Below are 15,143 nucleotides of genomic sequence, written 5' to 3' on the forward strand. Positions count from 1 at the left end.
TGGCGTCATCGCCGAAACGTGCCGCGCTAGATGTGCTTTGTCCATAGCGCCAGGAAACCTCGAGGAAAGTTCGATGATTGCTCATGATGTCCACTTACGGATCGGTTCGTTGCTGTTCGAAGGCGTCGACCAGATCGATTTGACCGGTCCCTTTGAAGTGCTGTCGCGGATTCCGAATTCGACCTATCGCATCTACGCCAGGACCATGGAGCCGGTGCGCGACATCAAGGGATTGCGGCTGACGCCGGATGCCACGCTGGCCGATGCGCCGCCGCTCGATGTGCTGCATGTGCCGGGCGGATTCGGTCAGGAAGCGCTGATGGAGGATGCGGAGGTGCTCGGCTGGATCAACCGGCAAGCGGCGGGCGCTTGCCGCATCTTCTCGGTCTGTACCGGCGCCCTGATCTGCGGCGCGGCCGGGCTGTTGAAGGGACGCAGGGCGACCACGCATTGGGCGTCGTTCCATCTGCTGCCGCTCTTCGGCGCTACGCCCGTGAACGAAACGCGTGGTGGTCGACGGCAGCTATGTCTTCGCCGCCGGCGTTACGGCAGGCATCGACGGTGCATTGCGGCTCGCAGCGGAACTGCGCGGCGATGACGCCGCACGGGCGATCCAGCTCTATATGGCGTACGCGCCGGAACCGCCGTTCGACAGCGGCACGCCGGAGACCGCGCCGCCCGAGATCCTGCAGCGGACGCGCGAGGCGACGCGCGCGATCACGGCGCAGCGGGAGGAAACTGCGCGCCGCGTGGCCGCCCGGCTGGGCATCGTCGTGCCGGAGATCGAGCGTGTTGGTTAGTTGCCCGGCTCGAAGCTGCAATCCGCACCGCCACCGGCCTTGTCCTTGATCACCTTGGGATCGAGCGTGCAGGATAGTTTCGACAGCGCCTCGTAGATCGTGCCCGCCGCGCCGTCGCCGGGCACGCCGGCGAGCGCCACGGTGGCGAAGATCGCGTTGGCCGTGCTTCCCTTCACCGTGTGGGTCGTGCTGCCGAAGGTCAGCGCGCAGGAGCGCGAGGTGATGTCGACATTGCTGGCGCGGCAGACCACCTTGTCCGCGGTGACGGTGATCTTCCTGGTGATGCGGACATTGCTGTCGCCGTTGAAGAACGCGGCGACCGCCTTCTTCTCCTTGGCCGGCAGCGAGGAATAGGGTGCCACCACGCCGGCGAGCGCCAGCGCGACGGAGCCGGACGTGGTCGCGGGTGCGGCCCATGCGGCCGACGAGGCCAGCGGCAATGAACATGCGAGGAAAATCAATCGGCCGAGTTTCATTCCCGTCTCCTGTTGTGGCGCTTTCCGCGGCGCGGAATCGCTAGCACGTCTCGCAGCTTGATCAGGTGACGTCATTCACGTGCCATCTCGCAACTTCGCGTGAGAGGCGGTGCGCGCTGATGGCAGGGCGGCCCCGCGTGGATCGGCTTGCGCGAACGCGCCATCGGCGTCACAGTCCGGTTGGCGGCCGCGATGCCACCAACAACGAAGACAAGAATATCCATTCGAGGAACGCCATGGCGGCCACGCGCATCGACTGCGACATCCATCCCGCGGTGGGGGGAACGCGCACCACGCTGCTGCCCTATCTGAGCGATCACTGGAGGGAACAGGTGGTCAGCCGCGCCATCGACGGGCTCGATCTCAATTCCTATCCGCCGTCGATGCCGCTGTCCGGCCGCGCCGACTGGCGGCCGGCCGACGGCAGCAAGCCCGGCAGCGATCTATCCATGGTGCAGCGCGGCGCATTCGACCAGCTCGGCGCCAGCCACGCGATCTGCAACGTCGTCTATGGCGCGCAGGCGGTGTTCGATTCCTACATGGCGGCCGACTTCTGCAAGGCGATCAACGACTGGATCGCGGCCGAGTGGCTCGCGAAGGATAAGCGGCTGCGCGCCTCGATCGTGGTGCCGATCCAGGCGCCGGATCTTGCCGTCGAGGAGATCGAGCGCCGCGCCGGCGACAACCGCTTCGTCTCGGTCTTGGTGCCCTCGCAGGGCGAGACGCTGCTCGGGCGGCGGCACTACTGGCCGATCTATCAGGCCGCAGAGAAGCACAGGCTGCCGATCGCGATCCACGCCGGCAGCGCCTATCGCGGCGCGCCGAGCTCGATCGGCTGGCCGTCCTATCGCTACGAATATTATCTCGCCGAAGCGCAGGCGTTCCAGGCCCAGGCCTTGAGCCTGATCTATGAGGGCGTGTTCGGGAAATATCCCGGACTGACGGTGGTGCTGATGGAGTCCGGCGTCAGCTGGCTGCCGGCCTTCATGTGGCGCGCCAACAAGACCTGGCGCGGCGTACGCGTCGAGGTGCCGTGGGTCGAGCGCGAGCCGGCCGCGATCATCCGCGAGCATTTCCGCGTCACCATGCAGCCGTTCGACGCGCCGATGGATGCGACAGGCGTTGCCGACATCATCGACCAGATCGGCTCCGACAAGATGTTCCTGTTCGCATCCGACTACCCGCACTGGCAGTTCGACGGCGACGATCCGATCCCGCGATATCTGCCCGACAGCATCGTCAGGCGGATGAGCGAAGATAATCCACTGGAAACCTTTCCACGCTTGAAACTCGACTCGTAAAAGTAAAAGGAGGATCGCATGAGTGACGTCATCGACCGCCCGATGCTCGACCAGGAGAAGACCGCGGCGCCGCGGCTCAAGATCATCGATTGCGACATCCATCCGAGCATCCATGCGCACAGCGACCTCAACGAGTTCCTGCCGAAGCGCTGGCAGCAGCATCTGAAGGAATATGGCAGCCATCTGCGCACGCCCTATATCGGCACCACGCCCTATCCGCGCTCCTCGCCCCTGATCGCGCGGCGCGATGCCTGGCCGCCGACCGGCGGGGTGCCCGGCTCCGACCTGGATTTCATGCGCAAGCAGCACCTCGATCCGTTCGATGTCGAGTTCGGCATTTTGCAGGTGCTCGACCTCTTCATTTTCTCGCAGCAGAACCTGGAGTTCGGCGCCGCGATCCAGCGCGCCATCAACGACTGGCAGCTCGCATTCTGGGCGCATCGCGATCCCAGGCTGAAGGCCTCGATCCTGGTCGGGCAGGACGGCTCCGACCTCGGCCTCGCCGAGATCGAGCGCTGCGCCAAGACGGGCGAATACATCCAGATCAACGTCTCGCCGCGCGCCAACGAGCCGCTCGGCCGCCGCCGCTACTGGCCAATCTATGAGCGCGCGCAGGAGCTCGATCTGCCGCTCGGCATCCATGTCGGCGGCTATGGCGGGCACGCACCGACCGGCGGCGGCTGGCCGTCCTATTACTGCGAGGAGCATCAGTCGAACGCGCACACGGTGGCCTCGAACCTCACGAGCCTCGTGCTGGAAGGCGTTCCCGAGCGCTTCCCGAAGCTGAAGATCGTGTTCATCGAGGGCGGTTTCGGCTGGATCCCCGCGACGATGTGGCGGATGGACCAGCATCTCGAGCGCTTCCGCAGCGAGGTGCCGCATCTGAAGCGCAAGCCGAGCGAATATGTGAAAGAGCAGTTCTGGTTCACGACCCAGCCGATCGATGAGCCCGATGAAGCCAAGCACCTGCGTCAGCTGATCGAATGGGTCGGGATCGACCGGCTCTTGTTCTCGTCGGACTATCCGCACTGGGACTATGACGACGCGCGCTACGCCTTCAAGACGCCGCTGACGGAAGCCGAGCGGCGCAAGATCTTCAACGGCAACGCCCGCGCGGTTTACAAGTTTTGACTCTTGTTTTGACGCGTTTTCTTCACGCGAACCGGAAGGCCACTTCGCTTGAAAACGCTATGAGGACTCGATGACCCGTCACATCGTCGCGCGCACCAGTGAGATTCCGGCCGGCGGCAACAAGGTGTTCGGCCTCGAGGGCCGCGACATCGTCGTGTTCCACGTCAATGGCGAGTTCTTCGCGCTGCTCAATCGCTGCCCGCATGAGGGTGCGCCGCTGGAGAAGGCGGCCTGCGTCGCGCGCCTGACCTCGCCGGAGCCCGGCATCTATCAGCGCGACCGCGTCGGCGAGATGCTGCGCTGTCCCTGGCACGGCTGGGAATTCGACATGCGCAACGGCCAGTCCTGGTTCGACCCGAAGCGTTTCAAGATCCGCTCCTATCCCGTCGCGGTCGAAAGCGGCGCGGAATTGCAGAAGGGGCCTTACGTCGCCGAAACGTTTCCGGTGCACATCGAAGACAATTACGTGATCGTCGAGGTTTGACGGACACGCGTACGTAACCTCGTTATGCCCGGGCATCGCCGTTCGAAGCACAGCGTCGCTTCCGCTCGCCTGATGTCCCGGGCATCCACGTCTTCGTTTCCATAGCAAGAAAGACGTGGGTGGCCGGGACAAGCCCGGCCATGACGCGAAAACCGCGTTGTTGCAATTATTGCAACAATGAAGTTCCGGTGGTGGTAATTATAATAATTGCTGCAATTGGCCACCTTGAGGTCGCGGCCGGGAATGGTCCCGCCCACGACATCAGGAACGGCACCATGAAGCTCTACCACTTTGCACTTTCCGGCCACGCGCATCGCGCGCGTCTGTTCATCTCCCTGTTGGGAATTCCGCACGAGGTGATCGACGTCGACCTCAAATCCGCTGCGCACAAGACGCCGGATTTCCTCGCGCTCAATCCGTTCGGCCAGGTGCCGGTGCTCGACGATGACGGCACCATCATCCCCGACTCCAACGCGATCCTGGTCTATCTCGCTACCAAGCTCGGCCGCACCGATTGGCTGCCGCAGGATGCGAAGGGCGCTGCTGCCGTGCAACGCTGGCTGTCGGTCGCCGCCGGCGATCTCGCGTTCGGTCCCGCCGCGGCGCGGCTCATCACCGTATTCGGCGCGAAGCGCGATTCAGAAGAAGTGATCGCGCGGGCGCACGTGCTGCTGAAGCGGCTCGAAGCCCATCTCGCCGATCGCGGCTGGCTGGTCGGCGCGCAGCCGACGATCGCCGATGTCGCGCTCTACAGCTACCTGTCGAGCGCGCCCGAAGGCAACGTCGATCTCTCCGCCTATGCGCGCGTCAACGCCTTCCTGCGTCGGATCGAGGGGCTGCCGGGCTTCGTGCCCTTTGCCAAGACCCCCGTGGGTCTGTCGGCGGCTGCATGACGTAGTGACCGGGCGTGCCGTTCGGGCACGCCCGTCCAATCCCGGGAAGGGAGGGCGACGAGATGAGCGACAGGCGAACCAAGGAGAAGCTTCCGACCTGGCATGCCGGCGAGAAGGCGATCCAGCAGAAGGTCGGCGTTGCCGAGAGGATGGAGGCCGTCGGTCAGCGCGCGGTGCGCGACTTCATGCCCGACCAGCATCGCGATTTCTTTACGCAAATCCCCTGCATCGTGGTCGGCAGCATCGACCGCAGCGGCGACGCCTGGGCCTCGCTGCTGGCCGGCCGGCCGGGCTTCATTTCCTCGCCGACACCGCGCAGCCTCGAGATCGATGTGCGGCCCGACCCCAGTGATCCCGTCAGCGAAGGCATGCGCGACGGCGAGGCCATCGCATTGCTCGGAATCGAATTGCACACACGGCGCCGCAACCGTGCCAACGGGCTACTGCGTGCGTCGTCAGGCAGGGGACTCAGCTTCGAGCTCGACCAGAGCTTCGGCAATTGTCCGCAATACATCCAGTTGCGGGATTTCACTTTCGTGCGCGAGCCGGATCAATCGTTCACCGGAGCGATCGAGACGAGCACGACGCTCAATCAGGCCGCGCGCGACATGATCGCGGCGGCGGATACGTTCTTCGTGGCGTCCTATGCCGAGCGCGAGGACCATCGCCAGGTCGACGTCTCGCATCGCGGCGGCAAGGCAGGCTTCGTTCGCGTCGCCGCCGACGGCACGCTGACCGTCCCCGATTTCGCCGGCAATCTGTTCTTCAACACGCTCGGCAACATCCTCGTCAACGGCAAGGCCGGGCTGGTGTTCGTCGATTTCGAGACCGGCGACCTGCTGCAACTGACCGGCGATGCCGAAGTGATCCTGGATTCACCGGAGATCGCGGCGTTCCAGGGCGCCGAACGGCTCTGGAGTTTTCGCGCCCGCCGCGTGGTGCGCCGGCGCGGCGCGCTGCCGCTGCGCTGGGCGTTCCGGGCCGAGGGCTGGTCGCCGAATGCGCTGATGACCGGCGACTGGGTGCAGGCCGCAGATCGCATCCGCGCAACCGAGCGCGCGGCGCAGTAGCGTCCGTTCAAGGTCATCAAAATCGTCGACGAGAGCCGCTCGATCCGCTCGTTTCATCTGCAGCCGGACGATGGCGCAGGGCTTCTGCCGCACCGGGCGGGGCAGCATCTGCCGATCCGCGTCTCCTTGCCCGGATCCGGCAAGCCGCTCATCCGCACCTACACGCTCTCGGTCGCGCCGTCGGACGGCATGTATCGCATCAGCGTCAAGCGCGACGGCCTGGTGTCGCAGCATCTGCACGACAACGTCCATGTCGGCGACATCATCGAGGCGCGCGCGCCGGCTGGCGGCTTCACCATCGATGCGCGCGAGAAGCGGCCCGCTGTGCTGCTCGCCGGCGGCGTCGGCATCACGCCGCTGCTCGCGATGCTGCGCCACGTGGTCTACGAAGGCCTGCGCACCCGCGGCATCCGGCCGACCTTCCTGTTCCAGGCCGCGCATGCGAAGGCGGACCGCGCGTTCGATGGCGAATTGCGGCAACTCGCCGGTGCCGCCGGCGGCACGGTGCGCATCATCCGCGTGCTCGGTGACGTCGAAGGCGCCGAGCAGGGCACCGACTACGACGTCGCGGGACGGATCGACATGGCGCTGCTGTCGCGCGTGCTGCCGTTCAACGACTACGACTTCTATCTGTGCGGCCCACCGCAATTCACCCAGTCGCTCTATGACGCCCTGCGCGGCTACAACATTGCTGACGGCAGGATTCACGCAGAAGCGTTTGGTCCGTCGTCGCTGGTGAGAAAGTTCGACGTTGCCAGTGCGGCGGCGCCGCGCCGGCCGCCCGCGACCACATCGGTCCCGGTCGCCTTCACTGCATCGCTGAAGGAAGCGCGCTGGACGCCGGAATCCGGCACGCTGCTCGAGCTCGCGGAAGCGCGCGGCCTCAGCCCGGCGTTCAGTTGCCGGGAAGGCAATTGCGGAAGCTGCCGGACCAGATTGCAGGCGGGCGCCGTCACCTATGTTAAGGAGCCGACCGCCGGGGTGGCTGATGATGAGGTGCTGATCTGCTGTGCGGTGCCGGCGAAGCCGGCGGCGGAAGGCGACGATCGGATCCAGCTCGAGCTCTGATCGCCGGGCTTGCGCCGTGCGCCTGCGGGCCCGCTCAGCCCATGCTGCCCGGCATGAAGCAGCGCGGCCGCGGGTGGCCATTCAGGTAATACGGCCAGACCACGGTGTGGCCGGCGCGGTTCGGTCCGGGCACCACGGCCTCATCGGGAACGTCGACCCATTCGCCCTCGAGGCGCACGCGATAATGGCCGTCCTTGGTGTCCCAATCGGCGTCATCGACGCGCTTCGCATCGCTGCCGTCGCAGCAGGGCCCCTTGCCGCTGTGCAGGCTCTCGTACCAGCCGTTGAGTTCGGGATGCTGATGGTCGTGGGCCTGGGCCGGACCGATCGCCGGCATCGGCAGCAGGACGGTGAGGACAGTGAGCGTCGCACGCAAAAACGATGTGTTCATCTGGTTCCCAGTTCCGGAAGCCCATGTCAGCCAATCCGGAAATGGTCGTCGGGTTCAATTCATCAATAGATGATGTTCGTCATATAAATCACATTCGTGAGAGGCGCAGCGGGTGCGGCCGGAATGCCGGTGCAGACAAGGTCAGGCTAGCAGGCCCATCACCTGGTCGATCACGGCCTTCACCCGCTTCGAATCCGGCCTCTGGTGCGCGAGCGCCAGCAATCCCGCATGCACCACCATGATGGTGTGCGCGGTGATGTCGGGGTCGAACCCCTTCCTGAACTCCGCGCGATCGCCGCGCAGCCGCGCGCGCAGCAGCTCTTCGAGCCGCCGGTTGTACCGCTCGATGCTCTTGCGGACCTCGGCCTGGTCGAGCGAGCCGTCGGTCGCGGAGTTGATCGACAGGCAGCCGCGCTGTCCCTTCTCGCCCGAGCAATACGGGATGAAGCCGGTGAGCCACTGCCTGATCGCCTCGCGCGCCGGCTCCGGCTGCGCCAGGGTGCGCTCGGCCCAGCCCAGAATGCCGTCGTGATAGCGGTCCAGCACTTTCAGGAACAGCGCGTGCTTGTCGCCGAAGGCCGCATAGAGGCTCGGCTTGGCGATGCCGCTCGCCGCCGTGATCTCGTCGAGCGAGGTCGCCTGAAAACCCTTCTGCCAGAACACCTGACGGGCGATTTCCAGGACGTCGTCCGGATCGAAGCTGCGCGGCCTTGCCATGTCGCCGTTTTATGTACTCCCGCGTCGGCTGTGAAGCCTTCACCTTGCTGTGAAGGTATTTTTGCCCATTGACGCTAAATCAATTCTGTACTTAGAAGTACATAATGAAATCGGGAGAGCGTGCCATGAAGGCGGTGCAGGTTGTTGCGTTCGGACGTCCGGCTGACGTGGTGAAGCTGAACGAGGTGGCTGACGTAGGTAGCCCCGGCCCCAACGAGGTGGTGGTCGCGGTGGAAGCCGCGCCGATCAACAATTCGGACTTCATGATCATGGCCGGACGCTACGGCTTTCTGCCGGCGCCGCCGGCCACGCTCGGGATCGAGGGCGTCGGGCGGGTCATTGCCGCGGGGGAGCAGGTCAAGAACCTGAAGGTAGGCGACCGCACGCTGATCCCATTCACGGTCCCGACCTGGACCGAACGCGTCAGGTTCACGCCGTCATGGCAGCGGCCGCTGCCCAACGATGCCGACGTGCGGCAACTGTCCATGATCGCGGTCAATCCGGCCACCGCCTATCTGCTGCTGACCGATTTCGTGAAGCTCCCGCGCGGCGGCTGGGTGATCCAGAACGGCGCCAATTCCGCGACGGCCCGCGCGGTGATCGCCATCGCCAAGTCGCTCGAGCTCAAGACGGTCAACGTCGTCCGCCGCGAGGAGGTGGTGGATGAGGTCAGGTCGGCCGGCGGCGACATCGTGCTGGTCGACGGGCCGGATCTTGCCAAGCGCGTCGCCAGGGAGACCGGCAAGGCGCCGATCCTGTTGGCGCTCGACGTCGTCGGCGGCTCGTCCGCCCTGAACCTGATGAACTGCCTTGCGCCGAAGGGTGTGCTGGTCATCTACAGCGCGATGAGCGGACAGCCGTTCTCAGGCTCGGCCTTGAGCGTGATCTTCAACGAGGTCTCGGTGCGCGGTTTCTGGCTCGGCCATTGGGGCAAGACGGCGTCGGATGAAACATTGGCGACGATGTACGGTCATCTCGTGCCGATGGTCGCGTCAGGTGCGATCAGCGCGCCGGTCGTCGGGATCTATGGCCTCGAGGGCTTCGCGGAAGCCATCGCCAAGGCGGCTGCATTCAAGGGCAAGGTCATCTTCACACCGAACTAGGACGCGATCGGACTCACTAAACAATTCAACCTTCCGGGCGCAGGGCCGCCTCGACGCGCTGGATCAGCCGCTCCCGCATGTCAGGCATGGCCCCGCCGAGCAGGAGGAAGACGCGGACGATCGGCAAATAGGGCTGCATCGCCGCCGTCAGCGCTGCAGGGGCTATGCCGGCCAGCCGCGCATACTCCGCCTGCAGAACCGAATTGACCGTGACCCGCTCCGGATCGTCGGCGTGATCCGGGCCAATCTCGGCAAGCAGGACATGGCACTGTGCAATCTCGTAGGCGGCGGGCGCACGAGCCGCGCCGAGCCAGTCGATCAGTCTCGGACCCTGCGCCGTCATGATCACGTTGCCGGGGTGAAGATCGGAATGGCACAGCACGTCATCGGGCGCGAGGTGCTCGATCAGCGCAAGGACGCCGGTGGTGATGCGCTCCGGAAGCACGCTGCCGCCGAACCGCAATCTGGCGTCCATCGCCTCGCGCAGCGAGAGTGCGCCCGGCGGCGGTCGCGTCTTGTGAACGGCAAGGCAGAGCGTCGCAAGGATTGCGCCGGCTTGTTGACGCGTGATGGCGCCGGTGCGCGTCGCCTGCAACAGGGTTGGTCCATCGAACCGCGGCAGCACGATGCCGAAGCGTCCGTCCAGGGCGACTTCGCCGAGTACCTCCGGCGCCGGGCCGCCGGCGGCGAAGACCGCGCGGGTCATTTGCATCTCGTGCTGGACGACCCACTGCGGGATACCTGGCTTGGACAATTTGACGACCCGACCGGGCGCCCAGGCGTGGACGTCAGCGAAGACGCCCGTGCCGATCTTCTCTCCCAGCGATCCCTGCATGCCTGTTCTCCGCCGTGCAGAGGAAACACCGGCGGCGAGCAAAAAGGAAGCCCCTCTCGTCGCCGGGCCGCCGGACACCATGATCGCCTTTCAACCTGCAGGCTCAGCGGCGGGTTGTGCGGGTCCCTTGCCAGCAACTCGACCAGATGGCGCGAAGGGCCACAACCGGACTTGCCACGATTGATTGGCACCATTTAGAGCATGATCCGGAAAAGTGGAAACCGGTTTTCCGAAAAGATCATGCTCAAACAAAGAGATGAGATCGTGATGCGTTTCCGCGGAAACGCATCACGATCTAGCGGACTGGACGAAGGTCTCTCGCGACCGGGCCGCTCCCTTCAAGCATTTGGATCGTTGGCATTGGGATAGAATAGCTGCTGGCCGTTGATCTTGTAGCCGGCGATCGCGCTCTGTCCCTCCGGTGAAATCAGAAAGTCGATGAAGCGCTGGCCGGCTTCCTTCTTCACCGTGGGATGCTTGAGCGGATTTACCAGCATCACGCCGTACTGATTGAACAGCCGCTTGTCGCTTTCAACGAGGACTGCCAGGTCGCCGCGATTTTGGAACGCCAGCCATGTGCCGCGGTCGGACAACGCGTAGGCGCTCGACGCCGAAGCCATGTTCAGCGCCGCACCCATGCCCTGGCCGATTTCCTTGTACCATGGGCCGCGGTCGTTCACGATATCGATGCCGGCCTCTTTCCAAAGCCTCAGCTCGGCAATATGGGTGCCGGAATGATCGCCACGGGAGACGAACGGCGCGGCTCTGGTCTTGATGGTTCGCAGCGCGGTGACGACATCCTTGCCCTTGATGCCTGCCGGATCGTCCTTCGGACCGATGACGACAAAGTCGTTATACATCACGGGATAACGCTTCACACCGAATCCCTCCGTAAGGAACTTCTCCTCGGCTGATCTGGCATGAACGAACACCACGTCGGCATCGCCGCGGCGCGCGGTGTCAAGCGCCTGACCGGTGCCTTGTGCCAGCACCTTCACCTCGAGACCTACTTTCTGCTTGACGATCGGGAGCAGGTAACCGAACAGCCCGGAATCCTGGGTGGACGTCGTCGACGCCACGACGATTGTCTGATCTTCCGCCCAACCCGGATGAGTGAAGGTCTGCCCGCCAAGCGCGGCAAGCGCGATGATTGTGAGGATACGGAGTGAGCCGAACCAGTGCTTCATGCGAGCGATCTCCCTTTGAACAACAAGATTGTTTGGCGCTTCAGCGACCGGCCAAGATGCGTCCGATCAGGAAGCTCAACGCGCTCACGGTCATCGACAGGATGACGAGGATGATGCCGAGCGCAAGCGCAAGGCTTAGCTCTCCCTTGCTCGTCTCCAACGCGATGGCAGTGGTCATGGTGCGCGTATGCCCGCGCACATTGCCGCCGACGATGATGATCGCGCCGACCTCTGCGATCGCCCGGCCGAAAGCAGCGAGAAACGCGGTCAATAGCCCGTCGCGTCCGATAGCCATGAGCGGCGAGGTGGCACGCAGGCGCGAAGCGCCGTCGACGAGAAGGGCATCGCCGTAACGAGCCCAGACACCCACCATCGTCCGGTGCACCAGTGCAATGACGATCGGAATCCCGAGAATGGCCTGCGCGATCACCATGGCGGTTGGCGTAAACAAGATCCCCAGCGCCCCCAACGGCCCCGATCGGGATAGCAGGAGGTAAACGGCAAGTCCCACCACGACCGGCGGCAACCCCAAGAGCGCATTGACGACGACGATCAACGCAACTCTGCCACGGATCCGGTAGATGGCCAGCGCCGTACCCATCGGTGCCCCGATCGCGAAGGCAAAGAGGCTCGCCGTCAGGCTGACGCCGAGCGACAGGCCGACGATCTGGCGTAGCTCCGGATCAAAGCGGCCGATAAGGCTGGCAGCCAGTTCCAGCGCTTGGGTAAAATCATTCATAGTCTCTTACTAGGCCAAACCTCGGCAAATAAGCAAAATTATCGGAGCCGGTTTCGGCCAGCCATCGTAGGCTCCGGCCATTGCCATTGCATCTTGAGACCGGCCCGGACTATCGCTACCAGTGCGGTTCGGCTGCGGGCCTCCGCGAGCGGCCGGTGGCGACCGGTTCGGATGTCGCGGGGCCGACGGAAGCAATGCCGGGCGCATTGGCGATAAGGACGTTCCTCATGGCAAACACGACGGCGGAGCTTGAATCGCTCCTGATGCAGCGGTCGCTGACCGACCCGCAGCTTTTGGCTGCGGCGGATGCGGCATCGGACTTCCGGATCCTGCCGGATGCCACGGTGATCAAGATCGGCGGCCAGAGCGTCATCGACCGCGGCCGCGCCGCGGTCTATCCGCTGGTCGACGAGATCGTCGCGGCCCGCAAGGCGCACAAGCTGTTGATCGGGACCGGCGCGGGCACCCGCGCCCGGCATCTCTACTCGATCGCCGCCGGGCTTCGGCTGCCGGCCGGCGTGCTCTCGCAGCTCGGTGCCTCCGTTGCCGATCAGAACGCCGTGATGCTGGGCCAGCTGCTGGCCAAGCACGGCATCTCCGCGGTGAGCGGCGCGGGCCTTTCGGCCGTTCCTCTCTATCTTGCCGAGGTGAACGCCGTGATCTTCAGCGGCATGCCGCCTTACGGGCTGTGGATGCGGCCCGCCGCCGAGGGCATGATCCCGCCCTATCGCACCGACGCCGGATGCTTTCTGGTTGCCGAGCAGTTCGGCTGCAAGGCGATGATCTATGTGAAGGACGAGAACGGCCTCTACAGCGCGAACCCGAAGACCTCGAAGGGCGCCACCTTCATCCCGAAGATCTCGGTCGCCGAGATGAAGGCCAAGGGATTGCAGGATTCGATCCTCGAATTCCCGGTGCTCGATCTGCTCGCCACCGCGCGCCATGTCCGCCAGGTGCAGGTCATCAACGGCCTCGTCCCCGGCAACCTCACCCGCGCGCTCGCGGGCGAGCATGTCGGCACCATCATCACCGCGAGCTGAAGAGAGACGACCATGGATGACACCATCAAGCACGTCGCTTCGCCGCTCGCGCGCCAGACCCTGCTCGACAGCGATCTCACCCGTCCCGTCGCCGGCGGCCGTCCGATGCCGCTGCTGCCCTGGGTGCAAGTGATCAAGATCGGCGGCCGCTCGATCATGGATCGCGGCCACGAGGCGATCCTGCCGATCGTCGACGAGCTGCGTTCGCTGCTGCCCGAGCACCGCATGCTGATCCTGACGGGCGCCGGCATCCGTGCCCGCCATCTCTACAGCGTCGGCCTCGACCTCGGCCTGCCGGTCGGCTCGCTTCAGCCGCTCGCCGCGAGCGAGGCGGGCCAGAACGGCCACATCTTGGGCTGCCTGCTCGCGCCGGAGGGCGTGTCCTATATCGAGCATCCGACCATCGCGAGCCAGCTCGCGATCCATCTCTCCGCATCTCGCGCGGTGGTGGGCAGCGCGTTTCCGCCCTATCACCATCATGAATTCCCGGCCTCGCGCATCCCGTTGCATCGCGCCGACACCGGGGCGTTCCTGATTGCGGACGCGCTCGGCGCAGCCGGGCTCACCATCGTCGAGGACGTCGACGGCGTGTACACCGACGATCCGAACGGTCCCAACCGCAAGAAGGCGCAGTTGCTGCGCGAGGCGAGCCTCGCCGACCTCGCCAAGCTGAAGGGCACGCTGCCGTTCGATCCCGCGCTGCTCGAGGTGATGGCGAATGCGCGGCATATCGAGCGCGTGGAGGTCGTCAACGGCCTGGTTCCCGGCCGTCTCACCGCGGCGCTGCGCGGCCAGCATGTCGGCTCGATCATCCGGACCGGCGCCCGGCCGGCCTGATACGAATGCAACGGTCGCGCGCCGTGTTTGCCGGCGCGCGACCAGCTCACCGCGAGCCGGCGATTACTTGATGGTCGCGCGCACGGTGATGACCGAGGTGCCGGAGGCCTTCGGCCCTTGACCGGTCGCCTTGATGGCGAACGTATCGCTGCCCTTGTACTTGGCCTTCGCCCTGTACTCGAAGGTCGATGCGTTGATCTTCTTCAGTTTGCCGTAGGCCGGCTTTTGCGAGATCGCCGAGTCCGTCACGGTGCCGCGGATTCCGATCGGGATCCGGCAGCTTTCGCCCGACGCGACGTCGATATCGCCGGTCGAATTCTCGCCCCAATCCGCCAGTGTCACCGACATCGAGCATTCCGGCACGGCCTGCGCCGAAGTCGCCGGCGTGACATTTGACGCTGCAAGGACAAGCGCCAGGGCGGCGACTCCCGCCAATCGCATCGTGACGATACCCATTTTCATGCAAGGCCCACTGCTGAAGGTTTTCGGCGCAGGAATCCTGCAACGCCGGAGCAGGAGTGGCAAGGACTTCGCCTCATCCGTGCGACACCTGTTGAAATGCTTGGGCGCTTGTTGCGTCGTGCGTGTGCCCCCATAGTCAGCCGGATCGGGACAAAGGCTCGCGTGACAGGATAGAGGTTCCAATGGCTGAAAGTAACCACGGTAACGCCAACGCACCCCAAGCCGGGTTTGCCGGCGTCACGCGCAAGACCCTCGAGCGCCTCGAGCTGCCCGGCGATCATCGCGAACTCGTCGTCGCCGAGGTGACCTATCCGCCCGGCGGCGTCGCTCCACTGCACCGGCATCCGGTCGGCGGCGTGGTCTACATCGTCGAAGGCGTTGCCGAATCCGCCTATGGTGACGAGGCGCCACGGCAGTATCGGGCAGGGGAGACCTTGCAGGATCGTCCCGATATTCCGCACACGGTGTTTCGCAATTGCGACCCGGAACGGCCGCTGCGCTTCCTGACCATCTACGCGCTCGAGCCCGGGCGCGGCTACACGATGGAGCCGTGAGGCCGCAAAACGCTAGGTCGTAATGCGTTTCCGCGGAAACGCATCACGATCTCGT

At 64.9% G+C, this 15,143-nt stretch carries 15 protein-coding genes and 2 pseudogenes; 10 read left to right on the forward strand and 7 right to left on the reverse strand.

What is annotated here, in order from left to right:
- Positions 1 to 73: 73 nt before the first annotated feature.
- A pseudogene (locus ACVILL_RS18690) lies at positions 74 to 800 on the forward strand (DJ-1/PfpI family protein).
- On the opposite strand, the gene ACVILL_RS18695 reads toward ACVILL_RS18690, so the two are convergent.
- The gene (locus tag ACVILL_RS18695; RefSeq protein WP_456730399.1) at positions 797 to 1,276 is read right to left on the reverse strand and encodes a hypothetical protein; all 480 of its coding nucleotides are present in this window, start codon (positions 1,274 to 1,276) and stop codon (positions 797 to 799) included. The pseudogene ACVILL_RS18690 and the gene ACVILL_RS18695 sit on opposite strands and share 4 nt — an antisense overlap.
- Positions 1,277 to 1,512: 236 nt before the next feature.
- Here ACVILL_RS18695 and ACVILL_RS18700 point away from each other — a divergent pair, with 236 nt between their 5' ends.
- The 5 genes and pseudogenes from ACVILL_RS18700 to ACVILL_RS18720 all read left to right on the forward strand — a co-directional run bounded on the left by ACVILL_RS18700 (position 1,513) and on the right by ACVILL_RS18720 (position 7,223).
- Positions 1,513 to 2,577 (forward strand): amidohydrolase family protein, encoded by a 1,065-nt coding sequence (locus ACVILL_RS18700; RefSeq protein WP_456730400.1) that lies wholly within the window; start codon positions 1,513 to 1,515, stop codon positions 2,575 to 2,577.
- Between the two features lie 18 nt (positions 2,578 to 2,595).
- Positions 2,596 to 3,708 carry an amidohydrolase family protein gene (locus ACVILL_RS18705; protein ID WP_456730401.1) on the forward strand — a complete coding sequence of 371 codons (1,113 nt, stop codon included), beginning with the start codon at positions 2,596 to 2,598 and terminating at the stop codon, positions 3,706 to 3,708.
- 70 nt (positions 3,709 to 3,778) lie between these two features.
- A complete protein-coding gene (locus tag ACVILL_RS18710) occupies positions 3,779 to 4,192 on the forward strand; it encodes a Rieske (2Fe-2S) protein (protein WP_050422879.1) in 414 nt (137 codons plus the stop codon).
- A 275-nt stretch (positions 4,193 to 4,467) separates the two neighbouring features.
- On the forward strand, positions 4,468 to 5,085 hold the full coding sequence (locus ACVILL_RS18715; protein ID WP_456734295.1) for a glutathione S-transferase family protein: 618 nt from the start codon (positions 4,468 to 4,470) through the stop codon (positions 5,083 to 5,085).
- 62 nt (positions 5,086 to 5,147) lie between these two features.
- Positions 5,148 to 7,223 (forward strand): annotated as a pseudogene (locus ACVILL_RS18720) (FAD-binding oxidoreductase).
- Between the two features lie 34 nt (positions 7,224 to 7,257).
- Here the strand turns inward: ACVILL_RS18720 and ACVILL_RS18725 are convergent.
- A complete protein-coding gene (locus tag ACVILL_RS18725; RefSeq protein WP_456730402.1) occupies positions 7,258 to 7,614 on the reverse strand; it encodes a hypothetical protein in 357 nt (118 codons plus the stop codon).
- 141 nt (positions 7,615 to 7,755) lie between these two features.
- A complete protein-coding gene (locus ACVILL_RS18730; protein ID WP_456730403.1) occupies positions 7,756 to 8,331 on the reverse strand; it encodes a TetR/AcrR family transcriptional regulator in 576 nt (191 codons plus the stop codon).
- Positions 8,332 to 8,456: 125 nt separating this feature from the next.
- Between ACVILL_RS18730 and ACVILL_RS18735 the strand changes: the two genes are divergently transcribed.
- Positions 8,457 to 9,434 (forward strand): MDR family NADPH-dependent oxidoreductase, encoded by a 978-nt coding sequence (locus ACVILL_RS18735; protein WP_456730404.1) that lies wholly within the window; start codon positions 8,457 to 8,459, stop codon positions 9,432 to 9,434.
- A gap of 25 nt (positions 9,435 to 9,459) precedes the next feature.
- Here ACVILL_RS18735 and ACVILL_RS18740 read toward each other — a convergent pair whose 3' ends face one another.
- The 3 genes from ACVILL_RS18740 to ACVILL_RS18750 form a co-directional block, all read right to left on the reverse strand.
- Entirely contained in the window at positions 9,460 to 10,269 is an 810-nt protein-coding gene (locus ACVILL_RS18740) for a phosphotransferase (protein ID WP_456730405.1), read from the reverse strand.
- Positions 10,270 to 10,607: 338 nt separating this feature from the next.
- Positions 10,608 to 11,456 (reverse strand): substrate-binding domain-containing protein, encoded by an 849-nt coding sequence (locus ACVILL_RS18745; RefSeq protein ID WP_456730406.1) that lies wholly within the window; start codon positions 11,454 to 11,456, stop codon positions 10,608 to 10,610.
- A gap of 40 nt (positions 11,457 to 11,496) precedes the next feature.
- Positions 11,497 to 12,195, reverse strand: coding sequence for an ABC transporter permease (locus tag ACVILL_RS18750; RefSeq protein ID WP_456730407.1), 699 nt, complete (start codon positions 12,193 to 12,195; stop codon positions 11,497 to 11,499).
- Between the two features lie 227 nt (positions 12,196 to 12,422).
- On the opposite strand from ACVILL_RS18750, the gene ACVILL_RS18755 reads away from it, so the two are divergent.
- A complete protein-coding gene (locus ACVILL_RS18755; RefSeq protein ID WP_456730408.1) occupies positions 12,423 to 13,235 on the forward strand; it encodes an amino acid kinase family protein in 813 nt (270 codons plus the stop codon).
- Between the two features lie 12 nt (positions 13,236 to 13,247).
- The gene (locus ACVILL_RS18760; protein WP_456730409.1) at positions 13,248 to 14,072 is read left to right on the forward strand and encodes an amino acid kinase family protein; all 825 of its coding nucleotides are present in this window, start codon (positions 13,248 to 13,250) and stop codon (positions 14,070 to 14,072) included.
- Between the two features lie 63 nt (positions 14,073 to 14,135).
- Here ACVILL_RS18760 and ACVILL_RS18765 read toward each other — a convergent pair whose 3' ends face one another.
- Positions 14,136 to 14,420 carry a hypothetical protein gene (locus tag ACVILL_RS18765; protein WP_456730410.1) on the reverse strand — a complete coding sequence of 95 codons (285 nt, stop codon included), beginning with the start codon at positions 14,418 to 14,420 and terminating at the stop codon, positions 14,136 to 14,138.
- A 296-nt stretch (positions 14,421 to 14,716) separates the two neighbouring features.
- Between ACVILL_RS18765 and ACVILL_RS18770 the strand changes: the two genes are divergently transcribed.
- Entirely contained in the window at positions 14,717 to 15,088 is a 372-nt protein-coding gene (locus ACVILL_RS18770; RefSeq protein ID WP_456730411.1) for a cupin domain-containing protein, read from the forward strand.
- The last annotated feature ends 55 nt before the right edge of the window (positions 15,089 to 15,143 follow it).

The sequence above is a fragment of the Bradyrhizobium sp. USDA 3364 genome (assembly GCF_054056355.1).

Bases quoted from the DNA above. Each gene is read 5' to 3' on its own strand.
- ACVILL_RS18750 (WP_456730407.1), bottom strand. From the start codon at position 12,195: ATGAATGATTTTACCCAAGCGCTGGAACTGGCTGCCAGCCTTATCGGC.
- ACVILL_RS18745 (WP_456730406.1), bottom strand. From the start codon at position 11,456: ATGAAGCACTGGTTCGGCTCACTCCGTATCCTCACAATCATCGCGCTT.
- ACVILL_RS18740 (WP_456730405.1), bottom strand. From the start codon at position 10,269: ATGCAGGGATCGCTGGGAGAGAAGATCGGCACGGGCGTCTTCGCTGAC.
- ACVILL_RS18770 (WP_456730411.1), top strand. From the start codon at position 14,717: ATGGCTGAAAGTAACCACGGTAACGCCAACGCACCCCAAGCCGGGTTT.
- ACVILL_RS18725 (WP_456730402.1), bottom strand. From the start codon at position 7,614: ATGAACACATCGTTTTTGCGTGCGACGCTCACTGTCCTCACCGTCCTG.
- ACVILL_RS18755 (WP_456730408.1), top strand. From the start codon at position 12,423: ATGGCAAACACGACGGCGGAGCTTGAATCGCTCCTGATGCAGCGGTCG.
- ACVILL_RS18765 (WP_456730410.1), bottom strand. From the start codon at position 14,420: ATGTCGGTGACACTGGCGGATTGGGGCGAGAATTCGACCGGCGATATC.
- ACVILL_RS18705 (WP_456730401.1), top strand. From the start codon at position 2,596: ATGAGTGACGTCATCGACCGCCCGATGCTCGACCAGGAGAAGACCGCG.
- ACVILL_RS18735 (WP_456730404.1), top strand. From the start codon at position 8,457: ATGAAGGCGGTGCAGGTTGTTGCGTTCGGACGTCCGGCTGACGTGGTG.
- ACVILL_RS18730 (WP_456730403.1), bottom strand. From the start codon at position 8,331: ATGGCAAGGCCGCGCAGCTTCGATCCGGACGACGTCCTGGAAATCGCC.
- ACVILL_RS18760 (WP_456730409.1), top strand. From the start codon at position 13,248: ATGGATGACACCATCAAGCACGTCGCTTCGCCGCTCGCGCGCCAGACC.
- ACVILL_RS18695 (WP_456730399.1), bottom strand. From the start codon at position 1,276: ATGAAACTCGGCCGATTGATTTTCCTCGCATGTTCATTGCCGCTGGCC.
- ACVILL_RS18715 (WP_456734295.1), top strand. From the start codon at position 4,468: ATGAAGCTCTACCACTTTGCACTTTCCGGCCACGCGCATCGCGCGCGT.
- ACVILL_RS18700 (WP_456730400.1), top strand. From the start codon at position 1,513: ATGGCGGCCACGCGCATCGACTGCGACATCCATCCCGCGGTGGGGGGA.
- ACVILL_RS18710 (WP_050422879.1), top strand. From the start codon at position 3,779: ATGACCCGTCACATCGTCGCGCGCACCAGTGAGATTCCGGCCGGCGGC.